Below are 18,298 nucleotides of genomic sequence, written 5' to 3'. Positions count from 1 at the left end.
TTTTAATTTTTTGTTAAAAATTAGTCAAAACATTTTAACTATCATTAATTTTGCTTTTTTAGGCAAACTTATACCATCTTTGAATAAGAAATTCCCTTTTTTAATTCTATTTTTATCTCATCCTATTCGCCAGACTCTCTGCGAGTACCCTCTCGTCAAGCTCTCATTTTCTTTTCTTTTTTTTAATAGTTTATTTTGCTAAAAAGAGCAGAGAGGAAAGTCTTGTGTCCCGCTTGAAAAGATAGGTTCTAGGAATGTTAAATAGGGTTAAGCCTGCATCGTTTTATTCGCTTATTCTGCTCTTTTCCATCTATGTGTTCTCAGCCTTTGCGCAAGAGATCCCGGCAAAGCCTACCTGGGTTTATTTAAAAGGGCATTTAGATAAAGATGTTTTAGACCAGAGAAAAAGTTCTATCGATCAGGCTGTGCAAGAGGGGAAGCAGCAATTTATTTTGCTTATTGATTCTTCCTCGGGGGATCTAATTGAAGCTTTTGATTTGGCTAGGCATCTGTATGAATTAAAAGCCGAGAAAAAGATTTCCCTTATTGTATATATTGAAAACAGTGCACTCGGCCCTGCCGCTGTATTTCCTTTTTTGGCGGATGCGCTCTATTGTTCTTTCTTCACATCCTGGGGGGACGTGGCTTTAGGATCTGAGTTAGTGCTTCCTAAGAATATTTTGCGAAACCGAGTTGTGAGCCTGGTTGTACCGGAAAATCCCCATTTTCAAATTTTGCAAGTTCTTGCTTTAGGGATGACAGATCCTTCTGTGCAAATTGTCGATCAATCCGGATGGAAGCTCGCTGAAGAGGTTAAGGGAGATAAAAGTAGTCTCATTTCTTCTGCTGGGGAAGCCTTAGTGGTCAATCAAAACCAATTGAAACACTTGGAGCTCTTACAAGCGATTCTTTCTCTTGAATCCTTTAAACAAAAAATGGGATGGGAGCAAATCTCTAGCCATATGCCAGCTCCCATTGCTCCATCGATCTCTCCTTTGGAAATCTCTCATCGACCCTTGGAAGAGAGTCTAAAGCAGCATATTCCATTCAATCCGCACGGGAAAAATCAAGTGGGACTCATCAGAATTGATGATCAGACAAATGGGATCAACCAGTCTACCTGGATTTATGTAAAAAATGCGTTGGATTACTACAAAAAGAACCGACCAAGTTTCATTATCTTAGAGCTGAATACCCCCGGAGGAGAAATATTTGCTGCTCAAAAAATTTCAGATGCTTTCAAAGAGATAGACACGCAATTTGGAATTCCCATAGTGGCCTATATTAATAACTGGGCGATTTCGGCAGGCGCCATGTTAGCCTATTCTTGCAGGTATATCGCAGTGGTTAAAGATGGTAGCATGGGAGCTGCAGAGCCTGTGATTGCGAATGAAAGCGGACAAATGCAGGCCGCCTCTGAAAAAGTCAATTCAGCTTTGCGCGCGGACTTTGCTAATCGCGCCCGTTTTTTTGACCGCAATCCTTATCTTGCGGAAGCGATGGTCGATAAAGACATCATCTTAGTTTTGCGGCATGGAAAAATCGTTAAATTAGATCAAGAAAGTCAAATTCGGACAACAGGAACAGATCCAGATAGAATCATCACCCCTAAAGGAAAGCTTTTAACCTTAAATTCTAATGAGTTAATTGAATATGGTGTGGCAGATTTGCAGCTATTACCGCAAAAACTTGCGCAAATCACCGATCGGGAAAAAGAGAGTGGCCAATGGGCTGCTTCTAAAATGCTGCTTTTCCATTATCCCTTCTTTTCATCTATCCCACAAGCTTCAATCGACCAATATCGTATGGATTGGAAAACGCAATTTTTTGTCTTTTTAAGTCATCCGGTTGTCTCTTCGGCGTTATTTTTAGGGCTATTAATGGGAGCCTATATGGAGCTTAGTACTCCAGGTTTTGGCTTTCCAGGATCGATTGCGCTAGTGTGTTTATTTCTAATCATCCTTTCAAGCTTTGCATTGGAAATAGCAAGTTGGCTAGAATTAATCCTCTTGTTAGCTGGTGGGGTGATGGTGATACTCGATTTGTTTGTGCTTCCCACTTTTGGTTTAATGGGTATTTTTGGTGGGATCTTATTGTTTGTGGGATTGTTTGGATTGATGCTGCCTGGTGCAGGCTCCATGCATTTTGAATTTGATACAGGCACTTTCAATGCTGCTGGAGAGGCTGTCATGAGCCGGCTTGCATGGCTTTCGGGGACTTTGGTGGCAGCTGTTGGATTAATGATGCTTTTAGCTAGGTATGTCACCCCTTCATTTTCTGGATTTAATAGGTTTGTGCTTAAAGGACATGAACAAGAAGGATACCAGGCTTTCTTTATTTCCCCAGAGCTTTTGCCCCAGCCAGGTAAAAAGGGAACGGCAGAGACCCCTTTAAGACCTGCAGGCAAAGTGATGATTGATGAAAAATATTACGATGCGATTTCTAACGGCTTATTGATAGAGAAGGGAAGTCCTATTCGTGTTATCGGGTTTGACAGCGGCGCTTTAGTGGTAGAAGAAGAGAGTAAAGCATGATTTCTATAGGGTTTTTATTGATTGGCCTTTTGTTAATTAGCATAGAATTTTATCTGCCGGGGGCTATTATGGCAGTTTTGGGAGCCATTTCTCTCTGCATCGGCATTGTCTTATTTGCGGTGTCCTCCCAATCTGCAGTAGAAACACTCTTGTTTTTAATGGTAGCTCTTATCCTGGTTATAGGTGTATGCAAATTTATGTTATGGAAAATTCCACGCAGCCAGCCGGGTTTCAGTATTTACTCCAATCAAGATCAGTCTGGCTATCAAGCTTCCACGTATGATAATGCTTTATTGGGAAAACGCGCGATAGCTTTTACCGATCTAAAACCTGGGGGGATCATCCTTTTTGAGAGAAGGCATTTACAAGCAATTTCTCAAAGCGGATATTTGATCAAAGGAACTGAGGTTTTAATTATCGGTGGCGAAGGAGAAAGTTTAATTGTTAAAGTATTTAACTCACCCTCCTCTCCATTCAACGACACATAAGGAAGTATGATTATGCATCTTTTAGTAGCAGAGATTAGTAGCGAGTTTTATATGCTCTTTATTTTTCTAGGAATTGTGGCTTTTATTATGCTAGGGATCCTAGGGAAATTTATCAGCCTATGGTTTCAAGCTTTCGTTTCAGGAACCCCGATTGGGCTTTTTAATATTATCGGCATGAGTTTGCGAAAGATTCCGCCAAAATTAATTGTGAATGCTCGCATCAATGCCTATAAAGCAGGCTTAAAGGATATTTCAGTAGCGGATTTGGAAACCCACTATATGGCAGGGGGGCATGTCGCAGAAGTCGTAGAAGCAATGATTGCGGCAGATAAAGCAAATTTGAATTTAGATTGGCGTCGGGCTACCGCGATCGATTTAGCGGGACGAGATCTGAAAGCCGCCGTACAGACTTCTGTTAATCCCAAAGTGATTGATTGTCCAAGTCCTGGCGGCTATAGCGTAGGGGTAGCAAAGGACGGAATTCAAATCAAAGTGCGGGCGAGAGTGACGGTTAGAACTAATATTGCTCAGCTTGTGGGGGGGGCCACTGAAGAAACGATCATTGCTCGGGTAGGTGAGGGGATTGTCAGCGCTATCGGAGGGTCAGATACTCACTTGCAAGTTTTAGAATCACCTCAAAGAATTTCTAAGGTCGTGCTTGAAAAAGGATTAGATTCTTCGACCGCCTTTTTAATCTTATCGATTGACATTGTGGAAATGGATCTGGGAGAAAACATTGGAGCTAAGCTGCGTGCAGCTAAAGCGCAGGCAGATATGCAAATTGCTCAAGCTGAAGCTGAAAAAAGGCGCGCCATGGCTGTTGCATTAGAACAAGAAAATATTGCCAAAATTAAAGATATGGAAGCTAAGCTTGTGGAAGCTAAAGCTGCTGTGCCTCTCGCTATGGCCCATGCCTTTGAGAAAGGGAATTTAGGAATTATGGACTACCAACGTATCCAAAATATTCAAGCCGATACAGATATGCGGGCTTCCATTGCTCAACCTGAAGAAAAAGATAGGCCTATCCGGTAAATATGGATATTAGCGAGGTTTTGGGAGTTATTATTTGGATGTTCGCGGCGGTTTTTCTCTTCGTTAAAAAAGTGCTAGACGAGAGAAGACGTCGCTCCCATCCCGACGATTTTCAACTTGAACGCGGGCAAGAGGCCCGAGCTTTTCAAGAACTGCGGGGGGCATTGGATGTGCAAGTAAAGGGGCCAGCTAAAAAAAATCCCCCTAAGCCTATTTCTACAGGACATACAGCCAAAAAAAGCCTTCTTGACAAAACTTTACCTGTTGCCTCTAAAGAATTTCATTATCCCCGCTATGCAAAAAATTCTGCGTCACGAGCAAAAAAATTAGTGCGTCAAGCTTCTTCTGCCAAAGATATGATCCTTTACCATGAAATTTTGGGAAAGCCGAAAGGTTATGAAAGAGACTGACCCACCCTCCCTTCACCTTTCCTTGGCCTTCTCCCTATAAAAGCTTAATCCCCTTAGTAGGAATAGATTTAAAATGACATGGGCTCAAGACAATTACCTCGAACTTAAAACTCGTATTGAACAACTCGCTTATACTTATGGGAGGCTTCCTGGTGAAATCTCTCTAATCGCTGTTACTAAAACTTATCCTGTAGAAGCTATCTTATCTGTATATGAGGTGGGGTGCCATAATTTTGGAGAAAACCGGGTTCAAGAAGCCCTCAAAAAACAGCCCCTTACTCCCCAAGATATCCAATGGCATTTGATTGGTTCATTGCAGCTCAATAAAGTTTCCAAAGTTATAGGAAAATTTGCTCTTGTCCATTCGGTAGATAGTTTCGAAGTAGCCAGAAAAATCTCCGAGACGAGCTTAAAACTAGGCAAAAAAACTTCCGTCCTTCTTCAAGTGAATACCTCAGGAGAATTAACGAAGCAGGGGTGGACGATTGAATCTTGCCGAAATGGATATGAGCAACTTCTTTCCCTCTCTGGTATCTGCGTGGAGGGGCTGATGACAATAGCTCCTTTTTCTCAAGATGAATATATTGTCAGGACGTGCTTCAAAAAACTACGTAAACTTAAAGAGCAATTGGTTGTTTCCGGCGGGTATCCTCTTTCTCATCTATCCATGGGAATGTCGAATGATTTTGAGTGGGCTATTGCAGAAGGGGCGACTTTGTTAAGGATTGGCACCGCAATTTTTGGCAAAAGGGAATAGCAGCTCGGTTTTGACAGATAATAGAAGTTTGTTCTATAACAACCCCTTAAGCGGTAAAAAAGCTACACGACAATGACTATCGAGGATCTCTCACCATGCCCCTAAAAATAAATTATAACGGGAACAGCGGTTTTGCTGTTGCTGTATTTGCTGGACTACTGGCAGGTTATATGAATTTGCCATGGATAGATCAAGGAGCCTCTATTATTTCAGAGGTTTTCATCAATTTGCTTAAGCTGGTCAGCCTTCCGATCATTTTTCTCTCAATTGTGGCTACAGCCTCTGGCATGAAAAGTGCTCAAGACATTCGTTTAATGGGATTGAAAGTTCTCAAATACACCTTACTAACCACAATTTTTGCTGCTACAGTGGCGTTAATTTTATTTGTATTAATTGATCCAACGAGTTCCCAAATTACTGTTCAATTCACTGAGATTCCTAAGGCCAACCAAACAGGGTATTTAACCTATTTGCTCCAGGCAATTCCCAGCAATATCGTTCAACCATTTAGCGAGAACAATGTCATCGGAGTGCTTTTCTTAGCTATGTTGTTTAGTTTTGCAATATTGAGTCTCCCGAATGATAAAAGAGAACTCCTGCATGCATTTTTTTCAGCCCTTTATGCCGCTATTATGAAGATTACCACCTGGATTGTGTGGTTGATGCCTTTTGCAATTTGCGCCTTTTTAACTTTGTTTGTGCGCGATATGCGCGCAGGGCTCGAAATTAAAAGTTTAGCCTTATACTTATCTTGTGTAGTGATCGCCAACTTGGTGCAGGCTTTTTTGGTTTTACCTCTCTTTTTAAAGCTAAAAAAAATATCCCCCTTTCAAACAGCTAAAGCTATGCTTCCTGCTTTATCATTGGCCTTCTTTTCCAAATCGTCAAGCGCCACGCTCCCTCTTGCCATGCAATGTGCTGAGGATCGCCTAAAGATTTCTCGCCAAGTGGCCAGATTCAGTTTCCCTTTATGCACTACCATTAATATGAACGGGTGTGCGGCCTTTATTTTAATCACCGTTTTATTCGTTTCAATGCATGCAGGTGTTGTTTTTTCCCCTGTCGAAATGATCGCGTGGATTTTTATTGCGACAATTGCAGCTGTGGGAAATGCGGGAGTGCCTATGGGGTGTTATTTTCTTGCGAGCGCATTTTTGGCTACTATGAATGTTCCTTTAAATGTATTAGGGGTGATTCTTCCTTTTTACACCTTAATTGATATGCTTGAGACGGCTATTAATGTGTGGTCGGATTCCTGCGTGACAACAGTGGTTCACCATGAAATAAAAGAGAAAATGGCTGCCGCAAAAAATGCACGAGAAGCTCCTGTTGCTAACCTTGTGCAAAGTTAAATTTTAACCAGCAAAAGGGAGTGTAAGGTAAAAAAACTGGGGTCCATCCTAAAAACCCCAGAAGGGAGAGTGGGAAAAAGAGTGGAGGTAGAGATTTCAATGGACGCAAGGTCTTCTTGCTTTTTTCTACTTCTATGTTAAAATGGCTCATCAACTAGATGAGTTAAATTTTAGGTAATTCAGTGAACAAAACCCTTCCGCATTCTTTTTTCCCTTCCAACCAAAACGAAGTGATTGCACTTCTAGGAAAAGATCTCCTTATTCAACAGCTGACAAAAATGTTAACCATCCGCAATTTTGAAATTCGCGCGGAGTCTGCTTATCAACAAGGTAAAATCGGTGGCTTTTTTCACTCTTATATCGGACAAGAAGCGATCCAAGTTGCCGCTGTCCAAGCTTTAGGGCAAGAAAATTGGTACATCACTTCCTATCGTTGCCATGCGCTTGCTCTTTTGCTAGGTGCAACGCCTGAAGAAATTATGGCAGAATTATACGGTAAGGCCACAGGAAACGCTCGTGGACGTGGAGGGTCCATGCATCTTTATGCAAAAAGGCTTTTAGGGGGTTTTGGAATTGTAGCCGGGCAGGTGCCAATCGCCACAGGAGCGGCCTTTCAGGTCAAATACAGCGGGAGTAAAAATGAGGTTGCCATTTGCTTTTTAGGAGATGGGGCTGTTGCTCAAGGTGCCGTTCATGAGTCACTTAACTTAGCCTCTCTTTGGAGTCTTCCATGCATTTATGTGATCGAAAATAATCTCTGGGGCATGGGAACCGCTGTTGATCGTGCGCTTGCCTTTAAAAGACTTGCTGAAGATATTGCCTCTACCTACAATATAAAAGCCTACACATTGGATGGGATGGATTTTTTCAATTGCTATGCAGGTTTTTCTCATGTGTATGAGGAAGTTATAGAAACTGGACGCCCTGTGTTATTAGAGGTTTTGACAGAACGCTTTCGCGGCCACTCTATTTCTGATCCTGGGCTTTATCGCACCAAAGAACAATTGCAAAAATCGATGCAACGGGATCCCATTTTCTTAATGCGACATGCTTTGGAAGAGCACCATCTAATCGATAGTGAAGAATTCAAAAAAATTGATAAAGAGTGTCGAGAGCAAGCTATAGCAGCTATGAAATATGCTGAAGAAAGCCCTTGGCCCAATCCGTTATCTGTTGAAGAAGATGTGTTTGCTCCTTCCTAAATTTAAATTTTAAACGGCTTTACAGGAAAGATTGTGGATGAATACATCGAATACTCAAGTAGTTGAAATGAGAGAAGCCCTGCGCCAAGCGCTTGATGAAGAAATGGCAAGGGATCCAAATGTATTTGTTATGGGAGAAGAGGTTGCCGAGTATAATGGTGCTTATAAGGTCACAAAGGGGCTTTTGGCCAAGTGGGGCAGCAAAAGAGTTATCGATACACCTATTTCAGAGCTAGGATTTACGGGGCTAGGTATTGGAGCGGCGATGACAGGTTTACGTCCTGTGGTAGAGTTCATGAGTTTTAACTTTTCCTTTGTGGCTGCCGATCAATTGATCTCGAATGCTGCAAAAATGTATTATATGTCGGGGAATCGTTTTTCTGTCCCTATTGTATTTCGAGGGCCAAATGGGGCCGCTGCCCAGGTCTCTTCACAGCATTCCCATTGTGTGGAAGCGCTTTATGGAAACCTACCAGGATTTATTGTAATTGCCCCAAGTAATGCCTACGATGCAAAAGGCTTGCTTAAATCAGCTATTCGGTGTAATAACCCCGTCCTATTTTTAGAAAGCGAGCTAGATTATGGGGATAAAATGGAAATCCCTGTGGAAGAATATTTAATTCCTATTGGAAAGGCACGTATTGATATCCCAGGCAAAGATTTGACAATCGTTTCTCATAGCCATACTGTTAAAGTCTGTCGCGAAGCTGTAAAGGAACTTGCTAAAAAGGGAATTCGAGCGGAGTTAATCGACTTAAGAACAATTAAGCCTCTAGATATTGGCTTGATTGCTGAATCGGTCAAGCGCACTAATCGCTGCGTATTAGTAGAAGAAGGCCACATTTTTGCAGGGATTACTGCCGAAGTTGGATTTCAGATTATGGAACATTGCTTTGATTATCTCGATGCGCCGATAGAAAGAGTTTGCCAAAAAGAAACCCCTATGCCCTATTCGAAAGTCTTGGAAAAAGCAACCTTGCCTTCTGTAGAGAGAGTTTTAGCTGCTTCTCACAAAGTTATGAATGTGTAAAGAGAGGAACACCGATGCCATTTACCTTAATGATGCCAAAACTTTCACCGACTATGGAAGAAGGAACGATTGTGAAATGGCATAAAAAAGAAGGAGATCAAGTTAGCGTTAACGACTTATTGCTAGAAGTGGCCACCGACAAGGCAACGGTTGAGCATGCTGCTTTAGATGAAGGATGGTTGCGCAAAATCTTGATATCTGAGGGGGAAGAGGCGAAAGTCAACCAGCCGATTGCTATTTTCACTGCTGAACAAAATGAAAGCATCGACGGCTATAGGTTAGAAGTGGTACAGCCTAAAGTTGAAGTTTCTCGTGCTGAATTTGAAGCCAAAGAAAAAAAGGACGCTCCTGCTGAAATTAAAGGTATTACTGGATCAATCAGCCAGCCAGCCTTTGTGCCAGAGCCTCCCTTAGAACACTACGAATTTGAAGGAGTAACGGAAAATTCGAACAGGATTCTTGCTTCTCCTCTTGCTCGCAAGCTTGCGAAAGAGCGTGGCCTTGATTTAACGACGGTTAAAGGAACAGGTCCCAATCGCAGGATCATGAGTCGTGACTTAGAAAGGGCTCAAAGTTCAGGGGTAGTTGCCTTTGGAAAACGAGTGCAGCCAACCCAAAAGCCAGGCTCTTACCATGAAGAACCTCTCACTCCCATGCGCAAAGTGATTTCTCAAAGATTGCAAGATGCTAAAACATTTATTCCTCATATTTATGTTGAACAATCAGTCAACGTTATGCCTTTAAGCCAGATTAGAGAGCAACTTAGAAATGTAGATGTTAAGTTGACGTTTAATGATTTTGTGATAAAAGCTTGCGCGCTGGCACTTGTAGAACATCCCCAGGTGAATAGTGGTTTCAACTCAGCTAATCAAACGATTATTCGTTTTGAGACGATCGACATTTCTGTCGCTGTAAGTGTGCCGGGAGGATTGATTACGCCGATTGTGCGGCATGTGAATTACAAAAATTTAGGAGAGATTTCTCTGGAGGTTCGGCAACTAGCTAAAAGGGCCAAAGAAGGTAAGCTTGATGTATCAGAATATAAAGGAGGATCCTTTACAGTTTCCAATTTAGGGATGTATGGAATTACAGCCTTTAAAGCCATTATCAATCCTCCACAAGCTGCTATTTTAGCCGTAAGCGGCATCCAAAATGTCCCTGTCGTTCAAAATGGGACAGTTGTTCCTGGAAAAATCATGAATATTTGCCTTTCAGCCGATCATCGAGTAGTAGACGGAGTGGCAGCTGCAGAGTTTGTAAAGACAGTCCAAAAATATTTAGAGAATCCAGCCTCACTTCTTTTTTAAATATCCAAGCCTTAAATCATCAGAATTTGAGGCTTCTTTTTCTTGAAGACAAATTCTTTTTTTCTGTAATTAAAAGTTTATCTTACGCGCAAAAATGCTTAGGGCACCTCCAGCAACTTAAGGTATGTGTGGCAATTTCTTTCAGGAAATAGCAAGCAGCTATATCTAAAATGGATTGCAGCAAAGACTTCAGGCTATGGGTTTTGTGCCTGTAAGATGAGCTAAAAGTCTAATTCATTTTTAGGGGAGTTTCTATGGCAAAAATGCGTGCAATCCAAGTAAGCCGGCCAAATGGTCCTTTTGAGTATGTTGAACGTGAAATACCTGAACCTGGTGAAAGAGAAGTACGCCTTAAAGTTCAAGCCTGTGGAATTTGCCATAGCGATTCTTTTACAAAAGAAGGATCCTTCCCGCACGTGACTTATCCCCGAGTTCCTGGGCACGAAGTTGCAGGTATAATTGATGCGCTTGGCCCAAACGTGGCAAATTGGAGAGTGGGCGAGCGGGTGGGAATTGGATGGTATGGAGGCCATTGTGGTTTTTGTGAATCTTGTAGAAGGGGAGATTTTGTTACCTGTAGCCATCTTAGTATAACGGGAGTTACTTACGATGGGGGGTATGCTGATTACATGATAGCGTCTGTGGATGCTTTAGCTTTGATTCCCGAGGAAATTTCCGCCGTGGAAGCTGGTCCTTTAATGTGCGCAGGGATCACCACTTTTAATGCCTTGCGAAATACTGGTGCTTGTGTAGGAGAGATCGTGGCTGTTTTAGGGATTGGGGGATTGGGACATTTGGCGGTGCAGTTTGCTTCTAAAATGGGATTTCAGACAATCGCCATTGCTCGGGGTAAAGATAAAGAAATTTTGGCCAAAAGGCTAGGGGCTCATCATTACATCGATAGCTTAGAAAAAAATCCTGCGCAAGAGCTAGCTGAATTAGGAGGAGCGAAGGTTCTTTTATCGACTGTCACCGAAGCAGAAGCCATTGAATCAGCGTTAGGGGGGCTTAGTATAAACGGCAAATGCGTGATAGTAGGAGCTACCCACCATCCCCTTTCAATCTCGGCAGCAGCTCTCATTTCAGGAAGACGTTCTATTACAGGATGGCCTTCGGGAACTTCTATCGATTCGCAAGATACCCTGTCATTCAGCGCGTTGACAGGCGTGCGCTCTATGAACGAGGCTTATCCTTTTGAAAAAGTGGACGAGGCCTATGAAAAAATGATGAGCGGCAGGGCTCGTTTTCGAATAGTTTTATTAACCGGAAACTAAGAAACCAGAGGCTCTTTAGGTCATCCTAAACGTGGGTATAACTCTTCAATATTTTCGACTAAGGCATAGCTTGTTGAAGGTATTTGATATTCAGAGAAATAGAGCTTAGCCAATCATGTTTTTTGAGATATTAAAGCGAGGTTTCTGCCCCTATTTCGGAGACCTTTATTATGCATAGCATTCACTAATTTTTTAGCTCTAGATCAATATCCAGCTTTTTTTTCTGATAAACACCTACAAAAGTTTTTGTTATTTTCCCAGACAGCCTGAGGCAATTTAATTTCCTCTTCTGAAAAATAATGCTGTGCCTAGCTGATCTAAGCGCGGTTAAAAGGTGGGTAAACGCCAGCTATTTTTTCCTGCAAGCCGATCGTTTTGTAAATTTCTCCAACGAGTGGCCGATCTTCTTTTTTTTTATAATCGCATACAAAAATTAGATTCGGCTAAATGAGAAATTAGTTCTTAAGAGAAATTGAAGGAAACCTTATGCTTAAATTTTACAACTAGCCATTGAGGAACGTATGCGTTTATCCACCTTGCTTTTTATTTTTTTCTGCCTGCTTTCTCCTACCTCAAGCTGGAGTGGTGAAGTTTCAGACGGGGGGGCAAAATCAAGCTCTTCAGTTGGCCCCCTTTCTTCTGCTCTCCATAAAAAAACAGATGCTGTCCTCCTTGATGAAGCATTTCAGCAAGAATTAAAAGCAATAGCAAATGAAAATTCCCCTTTTTGGAAAAATTTTATTTACATGGTATTTGTATTAGGGCTGATCGTTTCAGCGCTTCTTTTTCTTTCCTGGGCCGTGAAGAAGATCGTTTATACGCGCTTTTTACAAGATAATGTAACCAGCATGATTAAAATTCTCGATCGCCGTTCTCTTAGCCCTAAATCGTGGGTATATGTGGTGGAGATAGAGGGTAAGCAACTCATTTTAGGGGAGTCTTTGAATGGATTAACTAAATTGGCTGAAAAAAATCTGGTTGCCGATTTTTCAATAGCTGATCAGGAAACGCAAGAGTCATTCAGGCAATTATTCGAAAAAAAGAATAAAGAATAAGGGAAAACAAGGGAAATCCCTAGCTTTAAAAGCGTGGCCGAAACCTTTTTGGCTTTAGCCATAGAAATTCGAGCAACAAAACCTGCCTAATAAATTTCTTGGAAAATAAAAAGAAGCGATCAATCCCTCTCCTCTGTGAGAAGAAGGGCTAGCGATAATAGAATCAGGAGAACCTCAGGCAAAAGCTTGGTGATTGCCAAACAAGAAACAAGGCCGAATTCGATACATTTAGCAGAAAGGGATGACATAACGGCGCTAGAACTCAAGCAGATTATGCCCGCCAAAAAACAAAAGGTTGTTTATTTTTTTAATGCGCTTATTATTTCGTTGGGATCCCAAAGTAGTGAAAGCGTCGTTCATAAAACCATTCAATAAGGTTATCTGCTGCCATAAAGGAGGCTGAGACGGCGAGAGCACTGCAGCCAATTACTACCACCTCACATACTATCACAGTAAGGAATGCAAGCGTCTGCACAGGCGCGTTCAAAGCAGCTGGTGCTAATAAGGCACTTAAAATAACGGTTAAAACTGAAAAAGCAGCCATTGCTACCACAGAAGTAGCGGCAATAAGGGCCCAAAGCCCTGTCTTCGCTAAAGGCGTTTTTGGAGTGAACCGTTCAAACAGAGGAGAAATATTTAAGTTGCATTTAAACATAAGGTTTTTTTTAAGTTGAAGGTGTAAATATTAAAAGCCCGAAAAAATGACAAGATTAAAAAAAACTCACAAAGGGTCGAGTTACTCTTGACATTTACTAAATTTATGTTACTCTCATTCACAGTAAATTTCATGTCAAAAAATGCAACCCAAGAAAATATGCCAAAAGAAGATACCCTTAAATTAGAAGGCACAGTAGAAGAACTGCTGCCTAACATGACCTTTCGCGTAGCGCTAGAAAATGGACTGGTCGTGATTGCCCATTTATGTGGAAAAATGCGAATGAAGAATATTCGTGTCCTTGTAGGGGATAAAGTAAATGTTGAAATGTCCCCTTACGATTTAACCAAAGGGCGCATCGTATTTCGACAAAAATAAGCTAAGACAAAAAGCGTGAATAGGGGTTGATTTTTTTTGTCAGAAGCCCTAAACTCACAAGCTTTCGAGTCGAAAAGAAGCAAAAGTAGTTTCACTTGCCCAGATAGCTCAGTGGTAGAGCACTTGCATGGTAAGCAAGCGGCCGTAGGTTCAATTCCTATTCTGGGCAGAAAATAAATTTTTAAAAGAAAAAAAAGCACTGTAGCCAAATGGAGGAAATCAAATGGCAGCAAAAGAATCCTTTAAACGTAGCAAGCCGCACGTCAATATCGGGACAATCGGGCACGTTGACCACGGGAAAACAACGTTAACAGCCGCAATCACCAAAGCATTGGCTGAGAAAGGCGGAGCGATTTTTAGAAGTTACGATTCTATTGATAAAACACCTGAAGAAAGAGCGCGTGGAATTACAATTAACTCCACACACGTTGAGTATGAAACAGAAAAGCGTCACTATGCACACGTCGACTGCCCAGGACACGCTGACTATGTAAAAAACATGATTACAGGTGCAGCTCAGATGGACGGCGCTATTCTCGTTGTAGCCGCAACAGATGGGGCGATGCCTCAGACTCGTGAACATATTCTGTTGGCGCACCAAATGCAGGTTCCTGCAATTGTCGTGTTTCTCAACAAAGTAGATATGTTAGGAGAAGGCGACGAAGAGCTCTTGGATTTGGTGGAAATGGAAATTCACGAACTTCTCGAGGCGAAAGGTTATAAAGACGCTCCAGTTATCCGTGGTTCCGGATTAAGAGCTCTTGAAGGTGATCCTAAGTATGTAGAGGCAATCTATAAACTGATGGATACTGTAGACGCGTTTATCCCTGAGCCTGCTCGCGAAATCGACAAACCATTCTTAATGCCAATCGAAGACGTCTTCTCTATCTCTGGACGTGGAACAGTGGCTACAGGCCGTGTTGAGCGTGGAGCTGTCAAAATGGGCGATAAGCTTCAACTCGTTGGCCTTGGAGAGACTCGCGATGTTGTGGTCACAGGTGTAGAAATGTTTAACAAAACGCTTGATGAAGCTCGAGCTGGTGAAAACGTTGGACTCTTGCTCCGTGGTGTGGATAAAAATCAAATCCAACGGGGTATGGTTCTTGCTGCTCCAGGTGCTTGCACTCCGCATACAAAATTTAAAGGGCCTGTTTACATTCAGACTAAAGAAGAAGGTGGACGTCATAAACCCTTCTTTACCGGGTACCGTCCTCAGCTTTATATCCGTACCACAGATGTGACAGGGACTGTTGAGCTTCCTCAAGATGTGGAGATGGTGATGCCAGGTGATAACGTTGAAATGACCATTGAGCTGATTCAGCCAGTGGCTGTTGAAAAAGGGATGCGTTTTGCGATTCGTGAAGGTGGCCGAACAATCGGTGCCGGAACAGTTTCCGAAATCATCAAGTAATTCAACTGGAAATCATTTTAATTTCCTGAGTAAATTTACAGGAGACCATTCGCTGAGTGGTCTTCTTTAAGGGTGTGTAGCTCAGTTGGTAGAGCTGCGGTCTCCAAAGCCGCCGGTCGGGGGTTCGAGTCCCTCCGCACTCGTTTGTTTTTTTTGTTTCGAATCAACTGGGTAAAATAAAGCAAACAGAGTCCTAGAAGAAATCGGTTGATTTAATTTTTAAGTTTTAGTACACTTCGTTTCTTCTCAGTCCAAAAATGTATACTAAGCAATTCATAGCGACAATTTTTCGGGGGTAAATGTGAACGCCATGGAAGTCAAAAAAACGCAACAGGTGTCTGAAGTCTCTCCGAAAGAAAGTTCTGTTACCACTAAAAAAGATTTTGGGTTTTTAGAAAATATCAAAGCAGAATTCCAGAAAATTACCTGGACGAGCCAGGAAGAACTTCTCGCCTATGCAAAAATTGTAGTGGGAGCGACTTTTGCTTTTGGGATCGGAATTTATATAATGGATGTTTTCATTCAAACTATTCTCGCGGGATTGGGAAATGTTGTGCATTTAATTGCAGGATAACGCTAAGTCAAATTAAACATTTCAACCGGCAAGGATTACGGTAAAACAATGCATAAATGGTATGTCGTTCAAGCAATCTCTTCGCAAGAAAAAAAAGCGAAAAAAAATCTTGAAGAGCATCGCGAACACAAAGGGATGAGTGAGCTCATTGAAAGAGTCGTCTTACCCATTGAGAAAGTATCAGAAGTGAAAAACGGTTTGCAAAAAGTTGTGGAAAAACGGCTGTGGCCCGGTTACTTACTGATCAAGATGACGTTAACGGATGAATCTTGGAGTTATGTAAAAAATACAATTGGTATTGTAGATTTTTTAGGTGGAGATCAACCCACAGCTTTAACTGAAAAAGAGGTTGAAGAGATTCTTAAAGATCTTGAAGACAAAAAACAAACTGTTACCCAGCGCCATAAGTTTAATGTAGGCGATCGTGTAAAAATTGTCGATGGTGTTTTTGTTAACTTTGTAGGGACAGTTACTGAAGTTTTTCATGACAAAGGTCGCTTAAGTGTTTTGGTTTCCATTTTTGGGCGCGATACACGTGTAGATGATTTGGAATTTATGCAGGTTGAAGAAATTTCTGCTGATGCGGAAAACACATAAAAATGATGCGTTAACAGTTGCCTCGCTGTAAACGCCTAATAGAAAGATTGAGGGTTTATGTCTAAAAAAATTGTTAAAGTGATTAAGCTGCAAATTTCTGCAGGTAAAGCAAACCCAGCGCCACCAATTGGTCCAGCTTTGGGTTCCGCTGGCGTCAATATCATGGCGTTCTGCAAAGAATTTAATGCGAAAACACAAGCGATGGCTGGCGACGTTCTGCCAGTAGTGATTAACGTTTATCATGATAAAACGTTTTCATTTATTTGTAAAAAGCCTCCTGTAGCTGAAATGCTGAAAAAAGCAGTGGGCATTGAAAAAGGATCTGCCATTCCTAACCGTAACAAAGTAGGGAAGATCACCCGTTCGCAAGCAAGAAAAATTGCCGAAGCTAAAGTGCAAGATATGAATGCGAACGGTTTGGAAGCTGCTACTAACTGTGTATTAGGAACCGCGCGTTCTATGGGAATTGAACTCGTCAACGAGTAAAGAAGGTAAAATGGGCCGTCCAAGTAAAAGAATTCGGGAGATTGCCAATACATTTGATGTTCGCAAGGCATACAGTGTAGCAGAAGCAATCGAGATGTTAAAGAAATGCCCCACGGTCAAGTTTGATCAGTCAGTGGACATCTCTTTAAAACTAGGCGTTGACCCTCGCAAATCGGATCAAAGCGTTCGCGGAACTGTGTCACTACCGAATGGCACAGGTAAATTAATGAAAATTCTTGTTTTTGTTAAAGGCGATAAGGTGAAAGAAGCCTTAGCTGCTGGTGCTGATTACGCGGGTAACGAAGAACTTTTTGAAAAAGTTAGCGGGGGATGGACTGATTTTAACGCAGTGATTGCCACCCCAGACATGATGAGAGATGTAGGAAAATTAGGTAAAGTTCTCGGACCCCGAGGCTTAATGCCTACTCCTAAAGCAGGAACTGTCACAAACGATATCGTAAAAGCGATTCAAGAACTCAAAAGTGGTAAAATTGAGTTTAAAATCGATCGTCACGGTGTGGTGAACTGCATGATTGGTAAGCTTTCATTTGCTCAAGAAAAATTAGAAGAAAATATTCAAAGTTTTCTAAGCGCAGTGCAAAAAGCTAAGCCAGCGGCAGCTAAAGGGGAATTTCTAGCTTCCATGGTCATCTCTTCGACGATGGGACCAGGATTTAAAATCGATCTACGCAAAGCCGTTGGTTCATCATAAAGGAGTAAGTGAAAGATGAGAAAAGAAAAGCACCTTCTTTTGGATGAAATCAAGAGTCAAATCGAAAATTTTGATTCCTTTGTGATTATCAATTACATGGGATTAGCTGCAAACGCCGTGGCAGATTTCCGACGCAGAGTTTCAACTCTGGGTGGAAACATTGAAATGGTGAAAAAGCGTATTTTAGTGCGGGCTGCTGATTGCGTAGGAATCAAATTAGATCTCCAAGCTCTTCCAGGTCATATTGGAATCGTTTTTGCGGGTAAAGATCCTGTCGAAACCGCTAAAGTTGTCTTCAAATTCAAAGATGAAAACAAAGCCATTAATGTAATGGGTGGACGCTTTGATGGAAGAATGTACAACAGCGAAGATGTTGAGAAATTATCCAAGTTGCCATCAATGAATGAGATGAGAGCGCAGTTACTGAGTGTCTTCGAAGCACCAATGTCGCACACCTTATCCGTGATGGAAGCCATCGTATCAAGCGTTGTGTATTGCTTAGACAACAAATGCAAGCAAGAAAACGACGAGAACAATTCATTAACAGAAGCTTAGTAATTTAGTGAGGTAATATCGTGAGCAATAAAAAAGAAGAACTCGTGGAGCAGCTCAGCCAATTGACAGTTTTAGAAATGGCGGAGTTAAAAACTGCCCTAGAAGAAAAATGGGGAGTTAAAGCGGCAGCAGCGGCAGCAGTTGTGGCTGCAGCTCCAGCGGCAGGTGCAGCTCCTGCAGCAGCTGAAGCAACTGATTTCCAAGTTACGCTAGAAAAAGTTGCTGATGACAAGAAAATCAGTGCAATTAAAGTTGTGCGTGAGATCACTGGTCTTGGATTGAAAGAAGCAAAAGAGCTGGTTGAATCCACTCCAAAAGTTTTAAAAGAAACAGCTCCTAAAGCAGAAGCTGAAGAGATCAAGAAGAAAATCGAAGCAGCTGGTTGCAAAGTTACTTTGAAAGGTCTGTAAGGCCTACTTCTAGAACTTAATAACCCAGAGTCATGACCGTAAAATGTCATGATTCTGGGATTTCGGCATTTAATCAAAT

Annotated in this window: 20 protein-coding genes and 2 tRNA genes; 21 read left to right on the top strand and 1 reads right to left on the bottom strand. The window is 41.8% G+C overall.

Annotation, left to right across the window (positions count from 1 at the left end; all coding sequences use genetic code 11):
* Nucleotides 1-254: 254 nt before the first annotated feature.
* From PARA125_RS07465 to PARA125_RS07415, 11 genes are all read left to right on the top strand, one after another.
* Nucleotides 255-2,534 carry an NfeD family protein gene (locus PARA125_RS07465; RefSeq protein WP_213158218.1) on the top strand — a complete coding sequence of 760 codons (2,280 nt, stop codon included), beginning with the start codon at nt 255-257 and terminating at the stop codon, nt 2,532-2,534.
* Complete coding sequence (locus PARA125_RS07460; RefSeq protein WP_249274260.1) at nt 2,531-3,022, top strand: NfeD family protein; 492 nt, start codon at nt 2,531-2,533, stop codon at nt 3,020-3,022. The genes PARA125_RS07465 and PARA125_RS07460 overlap by 4 nt, the downstream gene beginning before the upstream one ends.
* A 6-nt stretch (nt 3,023-3,028) precedes the next feature.
* Nucleotides 3,029-4,054: a flotillin-like protein FloA gene (gene floA / locus PARA125_RS07455; RefSeq protein WP_213158217.1), complete on the top strand. Its 1,026-nt coding sequence runs from the start codon at nt 3,029-3,031 to the stop codon at nt 4,052-4,054.
* Nucleotides 4,055-4,056: 2 nt separating this feature from the next.
* On the top strand, nt 4,057-4,464 hold the full coding sequence (locus tag PARA125_RS07450) for a hypothetical protein (RefSeq protein ID WP_213158216.1): 408 nt from the start codon (nt 4,057-4,059) through the stop codon (nt 4,462-4,464).
* A gap of 73 nt (nt 4,465-4,537) precedes the next feature.
* On the top strand, nt 4,538-5,221 hold the full coding sequence (locus PARA125_RS07445; protein ID WP_213158214.1) for a YggS family pyridoxal phosphate-dependent enzyme: 684 nt from the start codon (nt 4,538-4,540) through the stop codon (nt 5,219-5,221).
* A 95-nt stretch (nt 5,222-5,316) separates the two neighbouring features.
* On the top strand, nt 5,317-6,573 hold the full coding sequence (locus tag PARA125_RS07440; protein WP_213158212.1) for a dicarboxylate/amino acid:cation symporter: 1,257 nt from the start codon (nt 5,317-5,319) through the stop codon (nt 6,571-6,573).
* 182 nt (nt 6,574-6,755) lie between these two features.
* Entirely contained in the window at nt 6,756-7,775 is a 1,020-nt protein-coding gene (pdhA, locus tag PARA125_RS07435) for a pyruvate dehydrogenase (acetyl-transferring) E1 component subunit alpha (protein WP_213158211.1), read from the top strand.
* Between the two features lie 37 nt (nt 7,776-7,812).
* Nucleotides 7,813-8,805: a pyruvate dehydrogenase complex E1 component subunit beta gene (locus PARA125_RS07430; protein ID WP_213158209.1), complete on the top strand. Its 993-nt coding sequence runs from the start codon at nt 7,813-7,815 to the stop codon at nt 8,803-8,805.
* A 14-nt stretch (nt 8,806-8,819) separates the two neighbouring features.
* Nucleotides 8,820-10,112 carry a pyruvate dehydrogenase complex dihydrolipoamide acetyltransferase gene (locus tag PARA125_RS07425; RefSeq protein WP_213158208.1) on the top strand — a complete coding sequence of 431 codons (1,293 nt, stop codon included), beginning with the start codon at nt 8,820-8,822 and terminating at the stop codon, nt 10,110-10,112.
* Between the two features lie 254 nt (nt 10,113-10,366).
* On the top strand, nt 10,367-11,386 hold the full coding sequence (locus PARA125_RS07420; protein ID WP_213158207.1) for an alcohol dehydrogenase: 1,020 nt from the start codon (nt 10,367-10,369) through the stop codon (nt 11,384-11,386).
* A gap of 521 nt (nt 11,387-11,907) precedes the next feature.
* Entirely contained in the window at nt 11,908-12,441 is a 534-nt protein-coding gene (locus tag PARA125_RS07415; protein WP_213158205.1) for a FliO/MopB family protein, read from the top strand.
* 319 nt (nt 12,442-12,760) lie between these two features.
* On the opposite strand, the gene PARA125_RS07410 is transcribed toward PARA125_RS07415, so the two are convergent.
* Nucleotides 12,761-13,096 (bottom strand): hypothetical protein, encoded by a 336-nt coding sequence (locus tag PARA125_RS07410; protein WP_213158203.1) that lies wholly within the window; start codon nt 13,094-13,096, stop codon nt 12,761-12,763.
* Nucleotides 13,097-13,255: 159 nt separating this feature from the next.
* Between PARA125_RS07410 and infA the strand changes: the two genes are divergently transcribed.
* The 10 genes from infA (at nt 13,256) to rplL (ending at nt 18,219) form a co-directional block, all read left to right on the top strand.
* The gene (infA, locus tag PARA125_RS07405; protein ID WP_213158384.1) at nt 13,256-13,474 is read left to right on the top strand and encodes a translation initiation factor IF-1; all 219 of its coding nucleotides are present in this window, start codon (nt 13,256-13,258) and stop codon (nt 13,472-13,474) included.
* 97 nt (nt 13,475-13,571) lie between these two features.
* Nucleotides 13,572-13,643: transfer RNA gene (locus PARA125_RS07400), tRNA-Thr, on the top strand.
* Nucleotides 13,644-13,697: 54 nt separating this feature from the next.
* Nucleotides 13,698-14,885, top strand: a complete 1,188-nt coding sequence (gene tuf / locus PARA125_RS07395; protein ID WP_213158202.1) for an elongation factor Tu — start codon at nt 13,698-13,700, stop codon at nt 14,883-14,885.
* A 70-nt stretch (nt 14,886-14,955) separates the two neighbouring features.
* Nucleotides 14,956-15,028, top strand: a tRNA-Trp gene (locus PARA125_RS07390).
* Nucleotides 15,029-15,195: 167 nt separating this feature from the next.
* Nucleotides 15,196-15,459 carry a preprotein translocase subunit SecE gene (gene secE, locus PARA125_RS07385; RefSeq protein WP_213158200.1) on the top strand — a complete coding sequence of 88 codons (264 nt, stop codon included), beginning with the start codon at nt 15,196-15,198 and terminating at the stop codon, nt 15,457-15,459.
* Nucleotides 15,460-15,507: 48 nt separating this feature from the next.
* Nucleotides 15,508-16,056 carry a transcription termination/antitermination protein NusG gene (gene nusG, locus PARA125_RS07380; RefSeq protein WP_213158199.1) on the top strand — a complete coding sequence of 183 codons (549 nt, stop codon included), beginning with the start codon at nt 15,508-15,510 and terminating at the stop codon, nt 16,054-16,056.
* 57 nt (nt 16,057-16,113) lie between these two features.
* Nucleotides 16,114-16,542 carry a 50S ribosomal protein L11 gene (gene rplK, locus PARA125_RS07375; protein ID WP_213158197.1) on the top strand — a complete coding sequence of 143 codons (429 nt, stop codon included), beginning with the start codon at nt 16,114-16,116 and terminating at the stop codon, nt 16,540-16,542.
* A gap of 10 nt (nt 16,543-16,552) precedes the next feature.
* Nucleotides 16,553-17,254 (top strand): 50S ribosomal protein L1, encoded by a 702-nt coding sequence (rplA, locus tag PARA125_RS07370; protein ID WP_213158195.1) that lies wholly within the window; start codon nt 16,553-16,555, stop codon nt 17,252-17,254.
* A gap of 15 nt (nt 17,255-17,269) precedes the next feature.
* On the top strand, nt 17,270-17,809 hold the full coding sequence (gene rplJ / locus PARA125_RS07365) for a 50S ribosomal protein L10 (protein WP_213158193.1): 540 nt from the start codon (nt 17,270-17,272) through the stop codon (nt 17,807-17,809).
* A gap of 17 nt (nt 17,810-17,826) precedes the next feature.
* A complete protein-coding gene (rplL, locus tag PARA125_RS07360; protein ID WP_502920597.1) occupies nt 17,827-18,219 on the top strand; it encodes a 50S ribosomal protein L7/L12 in 393 nt (130 codons plus the stop codon).
* Nucleotides 18,220-18,298: the final 79 nt, after the last annotated feature.

Source organism: Parachlamydia sp. AcF125, from assembly GCF_018342475.1.
GTDB lineage: Bacteria > Chlamydiota > Chlamydiia > Chlamydiales > Parachlamydiaceae > Parachlamydia.
This window is presented reverse-complemented; position numbering and strand designations above follow the sequence as displayed.

What these genes read in the sequence shown, in the direction of transcription:
- PARA125_RS07465 (WP_213158218.1), top strand. Translation starts at nt 255, where the DNA reads ATGTTAAATAGGGTTAAGCCTGCATCGTTTTATTCGCTTATTCTGCTC.
- PARA125_RS07460 (WP_249274260.1), top strand. Translation starts at nt 2,531, where the DNA reads ATGATTTCTATAGGGTTTTTATTGATTGGCCTTTTGTTAATTAGCATA.
- floA (WP_213158217.1), top strand. Translation starts at nt 3,029, where the DNA reads ATGATTATGCATCTTTTAGTAGCAGAGATTAGTAGCGAGTTTTATATG.
- PARA125_RS07450 (WP_213158216.1), top strand. Translation starts at nt 4,057, where the DNA reads ATGGATATTAGCGAGGTTTTGGGAGTTATTATTTGGATGTTCGCGGCG.
- PARA125_RS07445 (WP_213158214.1), top strand. Translation starts at nt 4,538, where the DNA reads ATGACATGGGCTCAAGACAATTACCTCGAACTTAAAACTCGTATTGAA.
- PARA125_RS07440 (WP_213158212.1), top strand. Translation starts at nt 5,317, where the DNA reads ATGCCCCTAAAAATAAATTATAACGGGAACAGCGGTTTTGCTGTTGCT.
- PARA125_RS07430 (WP_213158209.1), top strand. Translation starts at nt 7,813, where the DNA reads ATGAATACATCGAATACTCAAGTAGTTGAAATGAGAGAAGCCCTGCGC.
- PARA125_RS07425 (WP_213158208.1), top strand. Translation starts at nt 8,820, where the DNA reads ATGCCATTTACCTTAATGATGCCAAAACTTTCACCGACTATGGAAGAA.
- PARA125_RS07420 (WP_213158207.1), top strand. Translation starts at nt 10,367, where the DNA reads ATGGCAAAAATGCGTGCAATCCAAGTAAGCCGGCCAAATGGTCCTTTT.
- PARA125_RS07415 (WP_213158205.1), top strand. Translation starts at nt 11,908, where the DNA reads ATGCGTTTATCCACCTTGCTTTTTATTTTTTTCTGCCTGCTTTCTCCT.
- PARA125_RS07410 (WP_213158203.1), bottom strand. Translation starts at nt 13,096, where the DNA reads ATGTTTAAATGCAACTTAAATATTTCTCCTCTGTTTGAACGGTTCACT.
- infA (WP_213158384.1), top strand. Translation starts at nt 13,256, where the DNA reads ATGCCAAAAGAAGATACCCTTAAATTAGAAGGCACAGTAGAAGAACTG.
- tuf (WP_213158202.1), top strand. Translation starts at nt 13,698, where the DNA reads ATGGCAGCAAAAGAATCCTTTAAACGTAGCAAGCCGCACGTCAATATC.
- secE (WP_213158200.1), top strand. Translation starts at nt 15,196, where the DNA reads ATGGAAGTCAAAAAAACGCAACAGGTGTCTGAAGTCTCTCCGAAAGAA.
- nusG (WP_213158199.1), top strand. Translation starts at nt 15,508, where the DNA reads ATGCATAAATGGTATGTCGTTCAAGCAATCTCTTCGCAAGAAAAAAAA.
- rplK (WP_213158197.1), top strand. Translation starts at nt 16,114, where the DNA reads ATGTCTAAAAAAATTGTTAAAGTGATTAAGCTGCAAATTTCTGCAGGT.
- rplA (WP_213158195.1), top strand. Translation starts at nt 16,553, where the DNA reads ATGGGCCGTCCAAGTAAAAGAATTCGGGAGATTGCCAATACATTTGAT.
- rplJ (WP_213158193.1), top strand. Translation starts at nt 17,270, where the DNA reads ATGAGAAAAGAAAAGCACCTTCTTTTGGATGAAATCAAGAGTCAAATC.